General features: G+C 34.1%; 19 protein-coding genes. All 19 read left to right on the forward strand.

What is annotated here, in order from left to right:
* Window positions 1-146 precede the first annotated feature (146 nt).
* The 19 genes from DR980_RS06590 (at window position 147) to DR980_RS06680 (ending at window position 22,178) form a co-directional block, all read left to right on the forward strand.
* Complete coding sequence (locus DR980_RS06590) at window positions 147-992, forward strand: DUF3347 domain-containing protein (RefSeq protein WP_086452988.1); 846 nt, start codon at window positions 147-149, stop codon at window positions 990-992.
* A gap of 20 nt (window positions 993-1,012) precedes the next feature.
* Complete coding sequence (locus DR980_RS06595; protein WP_086452987.1) at window positions 1,013-2,065, forward strand: YncE family protein; 1,053 nt, start codon at window positions 1,013-1,015, stop codon at window positions 2,063-2,065.
* A gap of 103 nt (window positions 2,066-2,168) precedes the next feature.
* Window positions 2,169-2,795: a heavy metal-binding domain-containing protein gene (locus DR980_RS06600; RefSeq protein WP_113634454.1), complete on the forward strand. Its 627-nt coding sequence runs from the start codon at window positions 2,169-2,171 to the stop codon at window positions 2,793-2,795.
* A gap of 190 nt (window positions 2,796-2,985) precedes the next feature.
* Window positions 2,986-3,720, forward strand: a complete 735-nt coding sequence (locus DR980_RS06605) for a DUF3347 domain-containing protein (RefSeq protein ID WP_086453000.1) — start codon at window positions 2,986-2,988, stop codon at window positions 3,718-3,720.
* Between the two features lies 1 nt (window position 3,721).
* Window positions 3,722-4,192: a heme-binding domain-containing protein gene (locus tag DR980_RS06610; RefSeq protein WP_086452985.1), complete on the forward strand. Its 471-nt coding sequence runs from the start codon at window positions 3,722-3,724 to the stop codon at window positions 4,190-4,192.
* 5 nt (window positions 4,193-4,197) lie between these two features.
* Complete coding sequence (locus tag DR980_RS16610) at window positions 4,198-5,478, forward strand: efflux RND transporter permease subunit (RefSeq protein WP_086452984.1); 1,281 nt, start codon at window positions 4,198-4,200, stop codon at window positions 5,476-5,478.
* A gap of 11 nt (window positions 5,479-5,489) precedes the next feature.
* Window positions 5,490-7,427 carry an efflux RND transporter permease subunit gene (locus tag DR980_RS16615; RefSeq protein WP_086452983.1) on the forward strand — a complete coding sequence of 646 codons (1,938 nt, stop codon included), beginning with the start codon at window positions 5,490-5,492 and terminating at the stop codon, window positions 7,425-7,427.
* Window positions 7,414-8,667, forward strand: a complete 1,254-nt coding sequence (locus tag DR980_RS06625) for a TolC family protein (RefSeq protein ID WP_086452982.1) — start codon at window positions 7,414-7,416, stop codon at window positions 8,665-8,667. The genes DR980_RS16615 and DR980_RS06625 overlap by 14 nt, the downstream gene beginning before the upstream one ends.
* Window positions 8,668-8,669: 2 nt before the next feature.
* Entirely contained in the window at window positions 8,670-9,917 is a 1,248-nt protein-coding gene (locus DR980_RS06630) for an efflux RND transporter periplasmic adaptor subunit (RefSeq protein WP_113634455.1), read from the forward strand.
* Entirely contained in the window at window positions 9,917-11,137 is a 1,221-nt protein-coding gene (locus DR980_RS06635; RefSeq protein ID WP_225876011.1) for an efflux RND transporter periplasmic adaptor subunit, read from the forward strand. Before DR980_RS06630 ends, DR980_RS06635 begins: the two co-directional genes overlap by 1 nt.
* A gap of 187 nt (window positions 11,138-11,324) precedes the next feature.
* Complete coding sequence (locus DR980_RS06640) at window positions 11,325-11,864, forward strand: AAA family ATPase (RefSeq protein ID WP_113634619.1); 540 nt, start codon at window positions 11,325-11,327, stop codon at window positions 11,862-11,864.
* A complete protein-coding gene (locus DR980_RS06645) occupies window positions 11,861-14,398 on the forward strand; it encodes a heavy metal translocating P-type ATPase (protein ID WP_113634456.1) in 2,538 nt (845 codons plus the stop codon). Before DR980_RS06640 ends, DR980_RS06645 begins: the two co-directional genes overlap by 4 nt.
* Window positions 14,399-14,432: 34 nt before the next feature.
* Complete coding sequence (locus DR980_RS06650; protein WP_099715372.1) at window positions 14,433-15,677, forward strand: hypothetical protein; 1,245 nt, start codon at window positions 14,433-14,435, stop codon at window positions 15,675-15,677.
* Window positions 15,678-15,688: 11 nt separating this feature from the next.
* Entirely contained in the window at window positions 15,689-16,753 is a 1,065-nt protein-coding gene (locus tag DR980_RS06655; protein ID WP_146779224.1) for a YVTN family beta-propeller repeat protein, read from the forward strand.
* A 113-nt stretch (window positions 16,754-16,866) separates the two neighbouring features.
* Window positions 16,867-17,577: a PepSY domain-containing protein gene (locus DR980_RS06660; RefSeq protein WP_113634458.1), complete on the forward strand. Its 711-nt coding sequence runs from the start codon at window positions 16,867-16,869 to the stop codon at window positions 17,575-17,577.
* 45 nt (window positions 17,578-17,622) lie between these two features.
* Window positions 17,623-18,492: a DUF2911 domain-containing protein gene (locus tag DR980_RS06665; protein WP_086452976.1), complete on the forward strand. Its 870-nt coding sequence runs from the start codon at window positions 17,623-17,625 to the stop codon at window positions 18,490-18,492.
* A 20-nt stretch (window positions 18,493-18,512) separates the two neighbouring features.
* The gene (locus DR980_RS06670) at window positions 18,513-19,004 is read left to right on the forward strand and encodes a DUF305 domain-containing protein (RefSeq protein ID WP_086452975.1); all 492 of its coding nucleotides are present in this window, start codon (window positions 18,513-18,515) and stop codon (window positions 19,002-19,004) included.
* A 39-nt stretch (window positions 19,005-19,043) separates the two neighbouring features.
* Window positions 19,044-21,635 carry a multicopper oxidase domain-containing protein gene (locus DR980_RS06675; protein WP_086452974.1) on the forward strand — a complete coding sequence of 864 codons (2,592 nt, stop codon included), beginning with the start codon at window positions 19,044-19,046 and terminating at the stop codon, window positions 21,633-21,635.
* Between the two features lie 309 nt (window positions 21,636-21,944).
* The gene (locus tag DR980_RS06680) at window positions 21,945-22,178 is read left to right on the forward strand and encodes a four-helix bundle copper-binding protein (RefSeq protein WP_244199267.1); all 234 of its coding nucleotides are present in this window, start codon (window positions 21,945-21,947) and stop codon (window positions 22,176-22,178) included.
* The last annotated feature ends 68 nt before the right edge of the window (window positions 22,179-22,246 follow it).

Below are 22,246 nucleotides of genomic sequence, written 5' to 3' on the forward strand. Positions count from 1 at the left end.
ATTTGATAGCCATAATTGTGTCAAATCAAAAGCAATTATTGCTTTAAATCATTTACTTTCTCAGTTAATTTCATTTTCAAAAGGCTGGCTTTGTTGTGCTGTCATTTTGTTCTTGTTTAACTAATTCAATTTAAAATTATTTTACAATGAAATCACTAAAAAAAATAGTGATGGCAATAACTCTATTGCTATCATTCACAGTGTCTAATGCGCAAATCAAAAACGCTAAAACTGAAACCGTAAAAATATTCGGGAATTGTGGAATGTGCGAAACCACCATAGAAAAAGCAGGAAGTCTCAAGAAAATTGCGAATGTTGATTGGAATAAAGACACCAAAATGGCTACGCTTACTTATGATGCTAAAAAAACCAATCAAGATGAAATCTTAAAACGTATTGCACTTGCGGGTTATGATAGCGAAAAATTCCTTGCTCCAGATGCTGCATATTCAAAACTTCCGGGATGTTGTCAATACGATCGTGAAGCAAAAGTTGCAGTAAAAACGGAAACAAAATCCGAAGAAACTAAAATGGAAATGAACGACCATTCTACAATGACTGAAAACCAAGGAACAGACCAACTAAAACCAGTTTTCGATAATTATTTTTCATTGAAAGATGCCTTGGTAAAAACAGATAGTAAAATGGCTTCTGCAAAGTCAAAAGATTTATTAACCGCAATCACTGTCGTAAAAATGGAAACATTGAAAATGGATGTACATATGACTTGGATGAAAGTTTATAAAGATTTAACTGCTGATGCAAAAAATATTTCTGAAACACAGGATATCAAAAAGCAAAGAGAACTTTTCAAATCATTATCTAAAAATACGTATGAGTTGATAAAAGTTTCAAAATTTACTGAACCGGTTTATTATCAATATTGCCCGATGCAAGATGCCAATTGGTTAAGTAAAGAAAATACAATTAAAAATCCTTACTACGGATCACAAATGTTGAGTTGTGGTAAAACAGTAGAAACAATAAAATAATAAAATTAAAACTTTAAAAAATGAAGAATATATCTTTTACCGCATCAATAATTGGAGCAATACTTTTATCATCTTGTAATAAAGATGATAATATGGATATGACAAATGCAGCATTAAACGTTAATTATCCAGCAGCGTATGTTGTCAATGGTGAAGATGCAACAATTTCAGTAATCAAATTATCAACTAATGAAGTTACAGGAACTATTCCATTGATGGGAACCGATACAGATATGATAATGTGGCCACACCATATTTCTTCACATTCAAATCATCTTGCAATTGGAGTTCCGGGAATGGATTTAAGCGCAGGACACGCAGTGACAGGAACTATGTCGGGTAAACTTGTTGTTATTGATGCAACAACTGGTTCAATTGTTAAAAAAATGGGTTTACCTGTAATGAACCACAATACTATTTATTCTCCAAATGGTACAGAAATTTGGGTGCCTCAAATGGATATGAACGGAAAAGTATTGGTGTATGACGCTACAACTTATGCGTTGAAAAGTACAATTACTGTAGGTATGATGCCTGCAGAATTAACTTTCTCTTCGGACGGGACAAAAGCCTATGTTGCTAATGGCGATGATGATAACGTTTCAGTAATCAATGTAGCATCAAAATCAGTAGTTGCAACGGTTACAGTTGGTAACAATCCTGTTGGAGCTTGGACTGGTACAGATGGTAAAATGTATGTTGATAACGAAGACGGACAATCTATTTCTGTTATAAATGTAGCTACAAATGCCGTTGACCAAACTATTATTTTAGGATTTATGCCCGGAATTGCCTCACACAACGGAACAAAAAGCGAATTATGGGTTTCAGATCCAATGAATGGAAAAGTACATTATTGGACTTGGGATGCTGGTATGATGATGTGGATCCACGGTGGCGCTTTTAATACGGGTGCTGGTGCTCACGCAATTTCTTTCACTATGGACGGAAACACTGCCTATGTAACCAACCAAACAGCAAATACAGTTTCTGTTGTAAATGTTACCAATCATACCGTTACTAAAACAATCAATGTTGGTAAAAAACCAAATGGGGTTGTAATAAAAATGTAAACTATTAATTTCTAAAATATCAAATGTAAATTTGATAAACGATTAAAATGGCTTGCAATTGATCAGTGTTAATATTATAAACAATTAATTAAAACTGTAAAAAATGAAAAATCTAATTATCGTACTAAGCGTATTCTTAGCAGTTAGCACAGTAGCATCAGCTCAAGAAGCTACAAAATCTTCGCAAAAGGAAGCTCAAAAAACAACTTATACTTGCCCAATGCATCCAGAAGAAGTGAGTTTAATAGAAGGAAAATGTAGCAAATGTGGAATGACAATGGTAAAAACCACTGAAAAAATAGATACTCACGCTACAAAAGGCAGTCAACCTAAAACTAAAATTGTAACAAAATATGTTTGTCCAATGGACGGCTCAACTTCTGATACCGAAGGGAAATGTTCTAAATGTGGAACTAGGATGGTAAAAATTACCGAAAAGATAGATACTCACGCTACAAAAGGCAGTCAACCTAAAACTAAAATTGTAACAAAATATGTTTGTCCAATGGACGGCTCAACTTCTGATACCGAAGTGAAATGTTCTAAATGTGGAACTGGAATGGTAAAAATTACCGAAAAGATAGATACTCACGCTACAAAAGGCAGTCAACCTAAAACTAAAATTGTAACAAAATATGTTTGTCCAATGGATGGCTCAACTTCTGACAAACCGGGGGAATGTCCTAAATGTGGAATGGAAATGACTAAAACGGAGGGTAAGAAAAAATAATCCAGTCGCATAAATTTTAAATTTCCTTTTAGTTTAATTCAATGCACATGATACCAATAATAAGGATGCAATGATTTTAATGACCCTATAAAACGAAAAAATTAATTTCTATATAAAAATGGGTTTTCAAAAAAATATTCATCAAAAAATGTTGCAAATACCAACAATATCAATTAAAAAAAATAATAAAATGAAAAATCTAATCCTTTCAGCCATAGCGATGGCATTTGTACTAGTTTCTTGTAATCAAAAAAATAAAGAAGCTGCAACAACTAATTCGGAAACAACAGAGAGTACCTCGCAATTATACGCGTGTCCTATGCACCCAGAGGTTACAGGAAAAAAAGGTGAAAAATGTTCAAAATGTGGAATGGAATTAACCGAACCAGTTGTACAAAATGAAGCAGCTCATGATCATACTGATGGTAGTCATAGTCATAATGATACAACAACAGTTGAAGTTAATACTGAAGCTACATCGGTTACCCAAACAACATTTTCAACAAGCGAAATAATCTCTGGCTATTTAAAACTCAAAAACGCACTCACAAAAGACGATACAAAAGGAGCAGCCAATGCGGGTAAAGCATTATATGCAACTTTCAATAAAGTCAATACCAATGCAATAGATCCAAAATTGAAAACAGAATATATTGATATTTCTGATGATGCTAAAGAACAGGCAGAACACATTGGTGATAATGGTGGGAAAATTGACCACCAAAGAGAACATTTTGCGATGTTGAGTAAAGATGTGAATGATTTGATAAAAATATTTGGAGCAAAACAAAAACTATATCAAGATTTTTGTCCTATGTATAATGAAGGAAAAGGGGCTATTTGGATAAGTGAAAGCAAAGAAATAAAAAATCCATACTACGGTTCGAAAATGCTTACTTGTGGTTCTATGAAAAAACAATTATAAAATGAAAAAAATCATCAAGAAAATACTCATAATCGGGTTTGTTATTTTTTTGTTGATGCAGTTATATCAACCTGCTCGTAATGAAAGTTATGAGCAGGAATTAACTGCAAATTTTACAAAAATGTACGATGTTCCTAAAAATGTTGAAACTATTTTACGGACATCTTGCTACGATTGTCACAGTAACAATACTAATTATCCATTATATTCTTACATTCAGCCAGCACGGTTTTTTATGGAAGAACACATTAAAGATGGTAAGAAGGATTTGAACTTTAATGAATTTGGAAAGTACTCCAAGCGAAAACAAGAAAACAAATTAGAAGCTATCATCAAACAAATAAAATCTGATGAAATGCCCTTAGCGTCCTACACGTTACTTCATAAAAATGCAATAGTAACACCTGCTCAAAAAGAGGAAGTAATCAATTGGATAAATAAAACAAAAGATAGTCTTTCATTAGAAAACTAAACATTATGGTAGAAAAATTAATAACATTCTCACTACGAAATCGAGCCGTTGTCTTGCTGGTTTCAGCTTGCTTATTTGCTTGGGGAGTTTACAGCGTCCAACAAAACCCCATTGACGCCATTCCTGATTTATCCGAAAATCAAGTTATTGTGTTTACGGAGTGGATGGGAAGAAGTCCACAGGTTATCGAAGCCCAAGTAACATATCCCTTGGTTTCCAACCTGCAAGGTATTCCTAAGGTTAAAAACATTCGAGGCGCATCTATGTTTGGGATGAGCTTTGTTTACATCATTTTTGAAGATGATGTCGATATTTATTGGGCAAGAACCCGTGTATTGGAAAGACTAAATTATGCCCAACGCTTGTTGCCTCAAAATGTAGTTCCAACACTTGGACCCGATGGCACAGGTGTGGGTCACGTTTTTTGGTATCATTTAGAGGCTAACGGTATGGACTTGGGAGAACAAAGAGCTTTACAAGATTGGTACGTGAAATTTGCATTACAAACTGTTCCCGGCGTGGCTGAAGTAGCATCATTTGGGGGTTTTGAAAAACAGTACCAATTAGTGTTAGATCCCTTGAAAATGCAGTACTACAATGTGAGTATGATGGAAGTGATGAATGCAGTCAAGGCTAATAATAACGATGTTGGTGGGCGAAAATTCGAAATGAGTGATATGTCATACATTATAAGAGGATTAGGATATATCAAAAACATAAAGGACGTGGAAGAGATTGCTATTAAAAATTATAATTCCGTTCCTGTAAAAGTTAAAGACATTGGTTCAATACAAATGGGTGGCGATTTGAGACTAGGTATTTTTGATGAAAATGGCACTGGTGAAGTTGTTGGCGGAATTGTGGTAATGCGTTATGGCGAAAATGCTGATAAGGTAATAACGGCAGTCAAGGAAAAAATGAAAGAAGTTGAAAAAGGATTGCCTGAAGGGGTTACTTTTAAAACCTCTTATGACCGAAGTGATTTAATAGAAAAAGCAATCGCATCAGTTAAAGGAACTTTAATCGAAATTATGATTACTGTTTCTCTTGTGGTTCTTCTTTTCCTTTTTCATTGGCGAAGTGCTTTAATTATACTCATTCAATTACCTATTTCTGTGTCTATTGGCTTTATTTTACTTGAAGCATTTGGCATTTCATCTAATATTATGTCATTAACGGGTATTGCTCTGGCAATTGGTGTTGTTGTTGATGATGGTATTGTAATGGTTGAGAATGCCTACAGGACAGTTTCGGAGAAACAAGAAGAAATGGACAATAATCAGTAATTGGAAATAAGATGAAAAATAAAATTAAAAATATATTCAAAAAAGAAAACGATCCACTATCTCCTGAAGATAAGTTGAAGCTTATAGAAAGCTCTTCCAAATTAGTAGGCCCAGGTGTTTTCTACTCAACAATAATTGTAATTACATCCTTTTTGCCTGTATTTCTTCTCACAGGAATGGAAGGCAAGTTATTTGGACCATTGGCTTGGACGAAATCTTTTATTCTGATAGTTGATGCCTTTTTAGCCATTACACTTGTACCAGTGCTAATTAGTTTTTTACTAAAAGGAAAACTTCGTCCAGAAAATAAAAATCCAATTAACAAAAAATTGGAAAGCATTTATACACCCATTTTGATTTTTTGTTTAAAATGGAGGAAAACGGTATTGGGCATCAACATCATTGCCTTGCTGATTGGTGTATTAATGTTTACTCGTTTAGGTTCAGAATTTATGCCCCCTTTAGATGAAGGATCTGTACTGTTTATGCCAGTAACCTTACCCGATGTATCCAACTCCGAAGTAAAGAGAATTCTTCAAGTTCAAGACAAATTGATTAAGTCGATTCCCGAAGTGGCTCACGTGTTGGGAAAAGCAGGCAGGGCAAATACGGCAACTGATAACAGTCCAATAAGTATGGTTGAAACCATTATTTTGCTAAAACCTCAAGCAGAATGGCGAGAAGACAAAACCAAGAATGATATTATCACGGAAATAAACAACAAACTGCAAATCCCTGGTGTGACCAATGGTTTTACGCAACCTATTATCAACCGTATCAATATGCTTTCAACAGGAATCAGAACCGATGTAGGAATCAAAATCTACGGAGCAAGTTTAGACACCATCAATGTTTTGGCTCAAAAAATTAAAAAAACATTGGAAGGAACTTCTGGAGTTAAAGATTTGTATGCGGAACCCATAACAGGCGGAAAATATATTGACATTGAAGCAAAAAGAGACGTTATTGGTAGATATGGATTGACCATAGACGACATTAATAATGTGGTTGAAGCTTCTATTGGAGGTATGAAACTAACCACGACTATCGAGGGAAGACAGCGTTTTTCTGTAAATGCAAGATATGCTCAAGAATACCGTAACAGCATTGAAGCCTTAAAAAAACTACAGGTGCAAACAATGGATTTTGGCCCAATACCATTAGAAACTGTAGCTAATGTAAAAATAAGTGATGGCCCTCCAATGATAAATAGCGAAAATGCAATGCTTCGGGGCACTGTGTTGTTCAATGTTCGGGAACGTGATTTAGGAAGTACTGTAAAAGAGGCGCAGAAAAAACTCGATGCAATGATGACTAAAATGCCAAAAGGATATTATGTGGAATGGAGCGGTCAATGGGAAAATCAAATTAGAGCCAACAAAACATTAAGTTTAATACTGCCTATTGTTGTGGTCATTATATTTCTTGTTTTATATTTTACGTACCATTCAATGAAAGAGGCATTAATCACGATGATTACAGTACCCTTTGCTTTAATTGGAGGAATATTTATGGTTTATTTTTATGGCATTAATTTATCCGTTGCTGTTGCCGTTGGATTTATTGCCTTGTTTGGAATGGCAATCGAAACGGCAATGTTAATGACCATCTATTTGAATGAAGCAATGAATAAAATGGTAGAAAAGTACGGAAACACGAAGGAAACCATAACTGAAGAAATATTGAAACAATATATTATTGATGGTTCAGCCAAAAGGTTAAGACCAAAATTGATGACGGTTTCAGTTTCCTTATTTGGATTAATCCCTATTCTTTGGGCAACAGGAACAGGATCTGATATAATGCTTCCCATTACTGTTCCACTAATTGGAGGTACAATTACTTCCACGATTTATGTATTATTAGTAACACCGATTGTTTTTGAAATGGTAAAACTTCGAGAATTAAGAACAAAAGGAAAAATAGATCTTATAGATGTTAAAGAATAAATTATATATAGCAATAAGTTGTTTGATTTTGAGCGCCACTAATTTGGCAGCACAAACACTTTCCTTGGATAATGTCTTGAGTACAATCAAGACAAACAATCCTCAACTAAAAATGTACGATGCCGACATTCAAAGTATGGATGCAGCGGCAAAAGGTGCCAGAAGTTGGATGCCACCACAAGTGGAAACGGGTTTCTTTATGACTCCTTACAATTCCAATCTTTGGAAAGCAAGCGAAATGGGACAAGGAATGGGAAATTATATGTTGGGTGTTACGCAAATGATACCCAATGCATCCAAGTTAAAAGCTGATTTTAATCTTATGAATGCAATGTCATCTGTTGAAAAAGAAAACAAAAACTATACAGTTAATCAATTGAAAGCATTGGCAAAAACAAATTATTATCAATGGTTGGTTTTAAATAAAAAAATAAAAATAGCCGATGATAATTTGTTGCTTTTAGATTATATGATTAAAAGTATGGAAATACGCTACCAGTATAATATGGATAAATTGCCTACTTATTACAAAGCAAAATCGCAATACAGCGCATTAGAGAGTATGATTCTAATGTTGCAAAATGACATTTCCCAAAAGCGAATTATGCTAAACACCTTGATGGCAAGAGATAAAAACACCAAATTTGAAATTGATGAAACTTACGAAATAAAAGATTTTAATTTGGCCATATCAGATACAACTTCTCTTTCTAAAAACCGAAGCGATGTGAAAGCCATAGAAAAAACGATGGAAATAAATCAGCTCAAAATTGCAGCCGAAAAAACAAAATTATTGCCCGAGTTTGGTATAAAATACGACCATATGTTTGCTTTTGGAACACAACCTCAACAGTTCTCCTTAATGGGAATGATTACCATTCCTATGCCTTGGTCAACCAAAATGAATAAAGCCAACATCAATAGTTATCATATTAAAAATGAAAGTCTCAATTGGCAAAAAGAAATGATATTGAATGAAGCCACAGGAATGATTTCGGGTATGAGCAATGAATTGAACGCTTTAAAAAAACAATACGAAGTTGCCCAAAAAAGTATTATCCCTGCTTTGAAGAAAAATTATGAAACAGCAATTTTGGCTTGGCAAAATAACACCGGTGATTTATTTGCCACTCTCGATGCTTGGGAAGCATTAAATATGGCTCAAATTGATGCTTTAGATAAATTGCAAAATATTTTGGCAGCACAAGTAGAAATTGAAAAACAATTAGAAACCAAATAATTATGAACAAGTATATAAAGTATGGTTTAGCTCTTATTGGAATTTCCATTATCGGAATTGCAATCTATTTCTTTGCCAAAAAATCAGATAATCATTCGGAAATGGAGCATCAAAACGAGGTTTACACTTGTTCGATGCACCCGGAAATCATTAGAGATAAACCCGGAAATTGTCCCATTTGCGGAATGACTTTAGTAAAAAAAATAACGGAGAATAATTCAGTTGAAGATAATTCAATCGACAATCTTATAAAACCTACCGACAATTTTATAGTAGGAAATTATCAAACGACAACGGCAATAGACACTACTTTGAGCAGTGAAATAAATCTACCAGGAATTGTGGGGTATGATCCCAATTCATCGGTAAATATTGCAGCTCGAATGAGCGGAAGAATTGAGCGAATGTATGTCAATTATAAATATCAAAAAGTAAATAAAGGACAAAAACTATTTGATTTATACAGCCCTGAATTACTGACGGAACAACAAAACTTCATTTATATGGTCATTAATGATGTTGAAAATCCTTCGATTATTGATGCGTCCAGACAAAAATTGTTGCTTTATGGAATGACTCAAAATCAAATAAATGCGCTGTCTAATTCCAAAAAAGTAAACCCGCTAATAACAATTTATAGTCCTGCTTCCGGGATTATTGATGGAACAGCAACGATGGATAATACAACTATTCCTGTGATGCAAAGTGCGAATAACAACACTGAAGTTTTGAATGTTAAAGAAGGGAGTTATATAAAAAAGGGAGAAGTCATTTTTAAACTATTAAATACGGATAAAGTATGGGGAATATTCAATGTTATCCAAGGATACAATAGTCTAATCAAAGCCAATCAATCCATCAGAATTACTTCCGAACTTGACAAAGATGAATTTATGGATGCAAAAATAAATTTTGTCGAAACACAATTAAACGCAGCTGATAAAACCAATAGAATTCGAGTTTATTTAAATAACAATAAATTGAAATTACCAGTTGGTTTGCGATTGCAAGGCGCAGTGAAAACAAATGCCGTAAAAGGAATTTGGATTCAAAAACAGGCAATGGTAAGTATTGGAAACAAGAAAATAGTTTTCTTAAAAATGGAGAATGGCTTTAAGGCATCGTCCATAAAAACAGGAATTGAAATAGATGATTTTATCCAAATTATGGAAGGTATTTCAGTAAAAGACACCATTGCCAAAAACGCACAATATTTAATTGACAGCGAAAGCTTTATTAAAACCGAATAATGATGAAGACAATAAAAAAAATAAGTTTACTATCAATACTATTTATGGTAATGGTGGCTTGTAATACTAAAGAAAAAGAAGACCATAGCAAACACAATAAGAGTGCAGCAACAACATTTTACACTTGCTCAATGGATCCACAAGTCAAGGAAGACAAACCCGGAAAATGCCCTATTTGCCATATGGAGTTAACCCCAATAAAACAAGATGATACAGAGGCAAACGAAATAAGTTTGAGTAAACAGCAAATACAGCTGGGAAATATCACTACCCAAACTATTTCAGAAACCCAAAGCAGTTTAGAGCAAAATTATACGGGAGTCCTGACAATTAATCAAGAGAAAATCAAAACCATTTCTTCAAGAGCAATGGGAAGAATTGAAAAGTTGTATTTCAAGACCGTTGGTGATTATGTGGCTAAAAACCAAGCCGTATATCAATTGTATAGCGAAGATATTGCTATTGCTAAACAGGATTATTTTACGGCATACAAACAACTCGCAATGCCTGGCGATTTTGGAAAGAATGCCCGAAATATGCTCAATGCAGCTAAACAAAAGCTGTTGTTCTTTGGTTTAACCAATGCCCAGATTGAAAGTATAAAAACCAGTAAGGAAGTTTCTCCTTATACCATTTTTTATAGCACTGCCAGTGGAACAATATCGGAAATAAGTACCACAGAAGGCAGTTATGCAATGGAAGGTTCCCCCATCATTAAATTGGCGGATTTAAACAGTCTTTGGTTAGAAACACAGGTAAACGTAAACTATGCCAAGAATCTAAAAATAGGACAAAAAGCCCAAATTACATTTTCCGATTTTCCTGATAAAACCATAAATGCGCAAGTTTCTTTTATCAATCCTGAAATAAATCCAGATACTCGTCTGCTTTTAATTCGAATGGAAGTGCCCAATCAAAACTTGCTGTTGAAACCCGGAATGCAGGCAATTGCAAGATTGACACAATCCAATATAAAAGGAGTATTCATACCTACTGATGCTGTAATCAGGGAAGAAAATGCTTCTTACATCTGGATTGAAAAAAGACCAGGAGTATTTGAAAGCATAATGGTGGAAACAGGAGTAGAAACCAATGGGATGATTGAAATTAAATCAGAAATGGATCCATCTAAAAAAGTAGTCATCACTGGAGCGTATGCCATAAATAGCGAATATAAATTCCGAAAAGGAAATGATCCTATGGAGGGAATGAAAATGTAGTGTTTAGAAAGAAATGACACATACCTATAGTATTATTGAGACGGCACGTGTTCAAAAATAATATTATATTCGATCTGCGTGCTTTGCAAAAATCATAGCCAAAGGTTGAAAACCATAATAAATAGAAAACGAATTGAAACTAGTATGAATGAATTATGTTCTACTTGCAATTTTAAAAGTGATGAAAATGGACAATCAAAAAGTAGATACCAATTGGTATGTTATTACAGGTGGACCTAGTACAGGTAAAACAACAGTAATTGATATGTTATCGAAAAGGGGCTACAAAACAACTATTGAACACGCCAGACATTACATTGATAGCATGAGGGAAGAAGGTAAAAGTCTAGAAGAAATAAGAGAAAATAAAAGACAATTTCAATTAGCTGTGCTAGATATGCAAATTGAACAAGAAGCGGAATTATCACCTATTGAAACTGTTTTTCTTGACAGGGCTATTCCTGATGCGATGGCCTATTATCAGTTTTTAAATCTTGATTATGACGAAAAATTACTTAATGCCATTAAGAGGGTGTCTTATAAAAAGATTTTTATTTTAGACCGATTACCTTTTACAAAAGACTATGCAAGAACAGAAGACGAAGAAGCACAAAAAACCATTCATAGATTAATTTTCGAGGTTTACAATTCATTAAGTTTTCCAGTCATTTTTGTTCCATTATTAACACCAAATGAAAGAGTAAATTTTATTTTAAAAAACATATGATACATACCTATAAAATTACCGGAATGACTTGCGATAGCTGTCGTTCTAAAGTGGAAAAAACATTGAATACCATCGATGGAATTCAAGCAACGGTTACTTTGAATCCTCCAATTGCAACTATAACAATGGAAAAACACATTCCACTGGATCAATTTCAAGAGGCATTAACAACCGTTGGAAAGTACACTATAGAAATGAGTAGCGCTAACGATACAACTCACAAAACTGTCAATGAGCCAATAACAAAATCGTGTTGCAGTACTAAAACTAGTGATAACATGGATACAATACCTTCACTAAGTAATGCTCAAGGCAAATACTATTGTCCGATGCATTGTGAAGGAGACAAGGTTTACGATAAGCCCGGGAGTTGTCCAGTATGCGGAATGAATTTAGAAAAAGTTCATGAATTAAGTGCGGTTAAAAAATTATACACCTGTCCGATGCACCCGGAGGTAATCAAAGAAGAACCTGGCTCCTGCCCTATTTGCGGAATGGATTTAGTACCAATGGAACCTACAGATAGTGAAGACAAAAAGGTTTACAATGATTTGCTTAAGAAAATGAAAGTAGCAACAGCCTTTACAATTCCTGTTTTCGCAATAGCTACTATAGAAATGATGTCAAATAATCCGTTAGAAAAGATAATGGGCATTTCATACTGGAATTGGGTACAATTGATTTTGACGCTTCCCGTGGTTTTTTATGCGTGTTGGATGTTCTTTGTTCGCGCTTGGAAGTCAATTGTTACCTGGAATCTCAACATGTTTACGCTGATAGGAATTGGTACTGGAGTAGCTTTCTTGTTTAGTTTGGTTGGCATGTTTTTTCCTGATATTTTTCCAAATGAATTTAAAACCGAAAGCGGCACAGTGTTACTTTATTTTGAAGCAACAACGGTCATATTAACCTTGGTTTTGTTAGGCCAATTATTAGAAGCAAGAGCACACAGTCAAACTAGCGGTGCCATAAAAGAATTATTGAAATTAGCGCCCACCGAAGCGACTTTGGTTATCGAAGGAGGGGACAAAGTAATCTCGATTCACGACATCAAAAAAGGAGATTTATTACGAGTAAAACCGGGAGATAAAATTCCAGTAGATGGAAAAATTACTGATGGAGAAAGTACTATAGATGAATCTATGATTTCAGGAGAGCCTATTCCTGTTGATAAAAAGATTGATGATTCAGTTATAGCGGGAACCATAAACGGAAATAAATCCTTTGTTATGATTGCCGAGAAAGTTGGTTCGGAAACCTTGCTTTCGCAAATTGTTAAGATGGTAAATGATGCGAGCCGATCCAAAGCACCCATTCAAAAACTCGCGGATAGCATTGCAAAATATTTTGTACCGATTGTAGTTGTAGTTTCTGTCTTAACCTTTTTTGTTTGGGCAAAATTTGGACCGGAACCTGCCCTAGTCTATGGTTTTATCAATGCCATTGCAGTATTAATAATTGCCTGTCCTTGTGCTTTGGGATTAGCCACACCAATGTCGGTAATGGTCGGCGTAGGTAAAGGAGCACTATCAGGTGTTTTGATAAAAAATGCTGAAGCATTAGAGAATATGAACAAGGTAAATGTTCTGATAACTGATAAAACAGGTACCATTACCGAAGGAAAACCTTCTGTCGAAAAAGTGTTCTCCTTACAAAATGACGAAAATGGGCTATTGCAAAATATCGCTTCTTTAAATCAGTACAGCGAACACCCATTGGCGCAAGCCGTAGTCAATTTTGCAAAAGCAAAAAATATTTCATTAATCGAAGTCAACGATTTTGAAGCCATTGCTGGAAAAGGAGTTATTGGGACGGTAACCAATAAAAAAGTGGCCCTCGGAAATAAAAAACTAATGGAACAAGTGAACGCCACAGTTTCTGATGAATTGGAAAATAAAATTGTAGCCGAACAAAAACTAGGAAAAACAGTTTCTTATATTTCCATCGATGGGGTTGCTTTGGGTTTTGTAACCATTACAGACAAGATAAAAGAAACAAGCAAAGAAGCAATAAAAGAACTGATGCGTCAGGGTGTTGAAGTAATAATGATAACGGGCGACAATGAAAACACCGCAAAAGCCGTCGCTGCCGAACTCGATCTTAGTTCATTCATCGCAGGAGCCCTCCCCGAAGACAAACTAAATGAAATTAAGCGCCTCCAATCCCTCGGAAAAATTGTCGCGATGGCAGGAGACGGCATCAACGATGCCCCTGCATTAGCACAGTCAGACATCGGAATTGCCATGGGTACCGGAACTGACGTGGCGATAGAAAGTGCTAAAATAACTTTAGTAAAAGGCGATTTACAAGGTATTGTGAAAGCCAAAAAATTGAGCCACGCAGTAATGAGTAACATTAAACAAAATTTGTTTTTTGCCTTTTTCTACAATGTTTTAGGTGTGCCAATTGCAGCCGGAGTTTTATATCCATTTTTCGGGATTTTACTTTCTCCTATGATAGCAGCTTTGGCAATGAGTTTTAGTTCAGTATCCGTAATTGTAAATGCGTTAAGATTAAGACGTTTGAAACTTTAGAACATGTGAATAGAAATTTATATGGTAAATTAAAATGAATAACCTTACTCAAATAGTCCAACAATACAAAACCGATGCCGAAAGTGTTTATAATACTTGGTTTGTCGATAACGACCAAAGGCTAAAAGCATTTCGAACCATTCGTAGAGGAATTTTACAAGTCATTGACGATATCAAAGACAAGACTTTTCCAAATGATTTTAAAGGGAGTAGTTTAGAATTTGTGTTGAGTTGTATTGCAGAACAAAAACAAATTTTTGTAGGTGTGGCACATCCTTTTTATTGGAAACCAAAATTAAGAATTCCAGATATTTACGAAAATCCAAACAATAAAATTGCTTTCGGCCAATTTCTCGAAAACTGCATCAATGCCAAAACCGAAGAACAGATTATAAAAGAGATTGTTAAATTGGATGAGTTAAAAATAAAAGGTTTAGGTCCGGCGGTAGCCAGTATTTTATATTTCTTGCACCCCACTTGGTTTCCGCCATTCAATACGGCAATTCTCAACGGATTTAATTTTTTATTCAAAGACAAAAAGAAGTTAGGAAGTTGGACAGAATATTTAAAAATCCGAGAAACATTAATTGAAACTAACAGCAAACACAAAGCAGAATTATCTAACGATTTAGGAGCGATTGCCGGATTGTGTTTTGAGATTGGAACACAAAAAATGCTAATTGGTAACGATGAATATTTAAGCGAAGACGAACGCACAAAGTTCGAAAAGAATATACTAAAACGCCAAAAAGAAATTCAGGAAGAAAAATTAGCAGAAAACCTTCATAACGAAATGCAATACCATTTGTTAAAAATTGGCAGTTCATTAGGTTACGATGTTACTCCGGCCAGTAATGATAAAAGCAAAGCATTCAATGGTCAAAGTTTTTCGTTTATATCAATTAGTAAATTTCCTGAATTACCAACAGATAAGGACACCCAAAATACGATTAAACTCATTGATGTACTTTGGTTTAAAAAAGGAACAAACAAAATCATTGGAGCATTTGAAGTAGAAAAAAGCACCAGTATTTATTCAGGTATTTTACGTTTATCCGACTTGTATTTTAGTATTTCCAATGGCGAAGAGGTATTTTATATCATCATTCCAAACAGTCGCGAAAAAGATGTGATACAACAATTGAATAGACCTGTTGTTAAAAATTCAAAAATGAATATCAAATACATACTATTTTCAGAATTGCGAAGTCAATGTGATGCGATTTGCAAGTTTGGTTCAGATTATTCCATTATGGAAAAAATAGCAAAATCAACTTAAATAATAAAAAAATGAAAAATCTTGTAGTACTCAAAAAATTTCAGATTATGGTAGTATTAGTAGTGGCTGGCTTAATAATTGGCAGCTGCAATAATCCTAAAAAAACAATGCAATTAGCAAAAGTATATGTAGCCAATGAGGATGGAGGTAGCATTTCTGTTATAAACCTTCAGGACAGCACAAAAAATACAGAAATATCAATTAGTGACTCTTCAGGAATGATGTTTATGGCTCATAACGTACAAGTTGCACCTGATGGGAAATCCGTTTGGGTGACGGCGATACCTATGGATAGTACAGCAACAAATCAATTGATAGTAATCGATCCAAACACTAATTCAATAAAAAAACGTATTGAACTTGGTAAGGATTTGCATCTGGCTCATGTAGTTTTAGATAATAAATCTGAATATGCTTATGCAACTGCAAATGAAACAAATCAGATATTTCAAGTCGATGCTAAAACATATAAAATAACTCAAAAATTTGAGTTAGGAAAAGGATATTTACCACATGGTTTTAGACATCAAAACGGAAAACTTTATGTTGCAAATATGGATGCAAAAAGTATGTCGATTATTACTATTTCTGATGGCACAATAACAGACATTCCACTGGGAGGAGTGGCTGTGCAAGTTGCAACTACACAAGATGAAAAATTTATTTTTGCGAGTTTGTATGATACTAAAGAAGTAGTAAACTATGATATTAAAAATGCTCAAATAACAAGAATAAAATTACCAAATGATGCGCAAGGTCCAATTCAATTATATGCCACGCCCGACAGTAAATTGTTATATGTAGCCGATCAAGGGGAAACAATGGGTAGACCTGTTTCAAATAAAGTTTTTGTAATTGACATAACAAGTAACAAAGTTATTAAAACGATAACCGTAGGCAATAAAGCGCATGGTGTAGTGATTAGCAAAGACGGAAAAACAGTTTATGTAACCAATAGTGGTGACAATACTGTTTCAGTAATAGAGGTGGCAACTCAAAAAGTAATTAATACAATTGCAGTAGGCAAAAAACCGAATGGTATAAGTTATTTGTCCGAAACGGGCGGAATGGAATAGAAAATTAAGCTATGAATATTCAAATATATTCTGTTTTAAATAAGTGAAATTTTAATGCGATTTTTAAGGTTGGTTCAGTTTATTTAACAATTAAAAAAAAAATTAAAAGGTAAATGATTAAAGGAAAAAAAGCAAAATGGATTAGAAAGTCTCACCGATATTTAGGAATATTTATAGGTCTTCAGTTCTTAATGTGGACCATTAGTGGTCTGTATTTTAGTTGGACCAATATTGATGACATTCATGGCATGCAATTTCATAAAAAAGGAATTGTTGCGCAGTCGTTTTCGGGTTTAATAAGCCCTTCCCTACTCCATCCTTCAATAGCAATCCAATCGATAGAATTAAGGGAGTTTAATAAGAACCCTTTTTATTGGGTTAATGGGAAGATGCTTTATAATGCCAAGACGGGAAAATTAAAAAAGGGTATCACTAAAGAAGAAGCATTGGCAATTGCAGATAAAAATATTGTATCAGGTTTAAAAGCAAAAGAGATACAACTCATTAAAGAAGTAGGGAAACATCATGAATATAGAGAGCATTTACTGCCAGCCTATGTTATATCCTATCAGGAACCGAATAATTTAAAGGTCTATATTTCGGCAAATGATGGTGCTTTTCAAACGATTAGACACCGCGATTGGAGATGGTTTGATTTTTTATGGATGACCCATACTATGGATTATGAGGGTAGAGACAATATGAATAATATTGTGTTAAGAGTCTTTTCATTATTGGGGTTAATAACCGTTTTAAGTGGTTTTTTACTTTGGTATATCTCATCGCCTACTATTAGAAAAATTTGGAGGAAAATAAAAAAATAATTTAAAATAATAAAAAACAGTAAAATCAATTTAAAATCAAAAACCATGAAAAAAGTAATTCTAATACACTTCTTTATTTTGCAAGCTTTAATAATTTCGGCACAAGAAAAAGTTCAAATAAAACTAACTTCTCCAAGTCCATCCGCATCGTTTGAACAAGAATTGGGAAGCACAATAATCAAAGTTTCTTACAGCAGACCACTAGCAAGAGGCCGTAAAATATTCGGTGAATTAGTGCCATTTGAAAAACTCTGGCGAACTGGCGCCAGTGATTGTACTACAATAACTACCAATGAAGATATTGTGTTTGGAAATACTACTTTAAAAATGGGTAGTTACTCAATATTCACAATACCTTCAAAAAAGGAGTGGACAATAATTATAAATACAGATACAACATTACACGGCGAAACTGGATATGATGATAAAAAAGATGTTTTTCGTCTTACAGTTCCAGTAGAAAGTACACCCAATTTTCATGAAACATTTACAATCGAAATAAATGACATTAACAGCAAAGGGGAGGGATTTCTAAAACTAATATGGGAAAATACTACAATAAAAATACCATTAAAAAGCAAAGCAGATGAAACTATTTTAGCAGTAATAGATAAAAACATTATTAAAGAAAAAATCCTTGATGCTAATTTATTATTTCAAGCGGCAAACTATTATTACAGTACAAACAGAGATTCCAAACAAGCAATAGCTTGGCTAATTGAAGCCGAAAAATTAGATCCGCAGAATTTTTACTATCCTAATTTGAGACAAAAAATAGCAACGGAACTAAAAGACTATCCAAGTGCAATTGAAGCAGGGAAAAAAGCTTTATCAATAGCAGAATTAAAAAAAATGAAAAGTGTTGAATCACTTAAAAAACAAATTTTAGAGTTAGAGTTACTATTGAAAAAATAATTAATTTAAAAAAAAAAAATATGGAAATGAAACACACAACAGAAGAGCATTCAAAAGAATTAAGTTTGACTATGTACAAGAAATTAGCGATTATGATAGTGTTATCATTTATAGCGATGTACATACTAATGTATTCAATGGTAGATGTTTTTGCCAATGTAATACCCAATATAAACCAATTTTACATGGCTGGACTGATGACCATGCCGATGCTCATAATTGAACTTCTAGTGATGGGTAGCATGTATGGAAATAAGAAATTAAATATTTCACTGCTTGTCACTGGTTTTATTGCTTTGATTCTATTTTTTGCAGGTATTAGGCAACAGACGGCAGTTGGGGATAAAGAATTTTTAAAATCAATGATACCACACCATGCCGCAGCAATATTAATGGGAAAAGAGTCATCGGTTACCGACCCTGAAATAAAGGAATTAATTAAAAATATTATTACCAGCCAACAGGCAGAAATTGAACAAATGAAAGCAAAGCTTAAAGAATTAGATAAATAACTCCAAAATAATTTGTAAATCAATTTTAAACTTAAAAAAATGAAAAAAATTATAGTATTAATATTCATCATGTCTATTTATTCCTTTGCCCATGCACAGGATATGAAAGGTATGGATATGTCAAAAAAGGAAAAGGCGCAAAAGGTGCAGCCCACAACGTATACCTGCTCAATGCACCCCGAAATTCACGCTGACAAACCGGGAAAATGTCCTAAATGCGGAATGACGTTGATAAAGGAGAAAGCTAAAACGGGTAAAAAAACGGTGGTGAAGAAGCATGATGAAATGCAAATTCCCATGAAAAAGACTTCTGAAAAGAAGGGTAGCATGGACAATATGAAAACGGATGCTAATGCTTCACATCAAAATCATAATATGAGCATTATGGATATGACAAAAGCAACTCTAGAAACCGTAACTAAAATTGAAAACAACACACCACCAAGAACAGTGCGTTACGATTTATATGTGCGAGACACCATCGTAAATTTTACAGGTAAACCTAAAAGAGCCATTGCTGTAAACGGACAAATACCGATGCCTACACTTACATTTACCGAAGGCGATACCGCTGAAATTTATGTACATAATGAACTGGATGAAGAAACATCGTTGCATTGGCACGGTTTGTTTTTACCTAACAAAGAAGATGGTGTGCCAAACTTAACACAAATGCCAATAAAGCCCAACACGACACACAAATATACATTTCCGATTATCCAACAAGGAACACATTGGTACCACAGCCATTCAGGATTGCAAGAACAAATCGGAATGTATGGTTCATTTATTATGAATAAAAAAACGGATGATCTAACTTTTAGAAAGGGTATTGATGATTTGCCAACCGTTCCTATAGTATTGAGCGAATGGACAGATCTAAATCCAAAAAATGTACATAGAATGTTGCACAACGCAAACGATTATCCAGCAATCAAAAAAGGAACAACCCAAAGTTATACAGAAGCCATAAAGCAAGGTTATTTAGGTGTTAAATTAAAAAATGAATGGAAAAGGATGAATGCAATGGATGTAAGCGATGTATTTTACGATAAAATCCTTATGAATGGTAAGCAAAGTACGGATGTGAAAAGTATTGATGGAAAACCTTTAAAAGCAGGTGATAAAGTACGTTTACGCGTATCTAATGGTGGGGCTTCTTCCTATTTTTGGCTTACTTATGCCGGTGGAAAAATAACGGTAGTTGCAAATGACGGTAACGATGTAGAACCTGTAGAAGTAGATCGATTAATTGTTGGTGTTTCTGAAACTTACGATGTTCTAGTTACTATTCCTGCCGATAAAACTGCTTTTGAATTTTTAGCCACCACCGAAGATAGATTGTATTCAGCTTCTTATTTTATTGGGGATGGTATCAAACAACTTATTACACCTCTTCCCAAGCTTAAATATTTTGAGGGAATGAAAATGATGAATGGGATGATGAAAATGAACGGCGATTTAGACGATATGGGAATGAATATGTCCTACAATCAAATGGATATGAATGTAGTAATGTACCCAGAAATTACCGGAGAACAAAAAAAGAAAAGCGATAAAAAAATGAAGGATATGAAAATGACCGAAGCCGATTATAATAGTAATGCGCTTTCGGATATTACTACCTTAAATTATGCAATGTTAAAATCGCCAACTAAAACGATACTTCCTAAAGATGCACCAGTAAGAGAATTAAAATTTGAATTGACAGGAAATATGAACCGTTATGTTTGGAGTTTAGACAACAAAGTGGTTTCCGAAGCGGATAAAATATTAATTAAAAAAGGCGAAAATGTTCGCATCACAATTCACAACAATTCTATGATGCGACACCCAATGCACTTGCACGGTCACGATTTTAGACTATTAAATGGTCAAGAGGATTATGCTCCTCTAAAAAACGTTGTGGATATAATGCCAATGGAAACCGATGTATTCGAATTTAATGCCAATGTAGAAGGCGATTGGTTTTTCCATTGTCATATTTTGTATCACATGATGAGCGGAATGGGCAGGGTTTTTAGTTATGAAAACCAAGCACCAAATCCCGAAATACCAGATCCTAAATTAGCACGACGAAAATTGTTTGCTGACGATAGAGCTTTTCACTTTATGGCAGAAAATGATTTTGCAACAAACGGAAACGATGGAGAAGCTATGTATCAAAGTACACGTTGGAGTATTGGAACAGAATGGAGATTAGGATACAATGATATGCACGGTTACGAAACCGAAACCCACATAGGTCGATATATTGGTAAAATGCAATGGCTAATGCCTTTCATTGGTTTTGATTGGAGATACAGAAAAATGGGAATAGACAATCAAGAAAGAAATCTTTTTGGGCAAACCAATACCAAAGACAACAGAGCTGTTTTTAGTGCAGGGGTTAATTACACATTACCAATGCTTATAGTCGCTCAAGCCGAAGTTTTTACCGACGGAAATGTACGTTTACAGTTTGAACGAAAAGACATTCCAGTTTCAAAAAGACTACGAATGAGTTTAATGTGGAATACCGACAAAGAATATATGGCAGGTTTAAAATACATTGTCAAAAGAAACTTTGGATTTACAACCCACTATGATAGTGATATGGGAATTGGTTTTGGCGCTACTTTGAATTATTAAAAAACTCAAATTTTAAATTTATATAAAGGATACTTGTTCTAAAAGACAAGTGTCCTTTTTTTGCAATTACAATTTTCAAAAAAACAAATCTATACGCATGACAATGTGTTAATTATATGATTTTTATTAGAATTTCACAATACTTTTTCAAGTTAAAAAGCTACCTTTAAACTGCGAAAATTAATTCGCAATTTAAATTTAAAAAAGATGAGTCATCAAAAATTTAAAGATTGTATCGATGCATGTTCAGAATGTGCAGTAGAATGTTCGCATTGCGAAAGTGAATGCTTGAATGAGTAAGACGTAAAAATGTTAGCGCGTTGCATAAAACTAGATCATGATTGTGCAGCTATTTGTTTATTTGCAATACAGTCTATGGCAAGCGGAAGTGAGTTTGCTGAAAAAATCTGCAAACTATGCGCCGAAATTTGTACAGCTTGCGCCGAAGAATGTGAAAAACATGCACACATGGAGCATTGCAAAAATTGTGCGGAAGCCTGTCGCAAATGTGCTGTTGAGTGCAGTAATATGAGTAAAATGTGAGTATTTAAATCTCTTAAATATAGTTTCGTTTAGAGGAATTATTTAAGAGATTTTAAAACAATAAAAAT

Origin of the sequence: Flavobacterium psychrolimnae (genome assembly GCF_003312425.1) — a bacterium.
GTDB lineage: Bacteria > Bacteroidota > Bacteroidia > Flavobacteriales > Flavobacteriaceae > Flavobacterium > Flavobacterium psychrolimnae.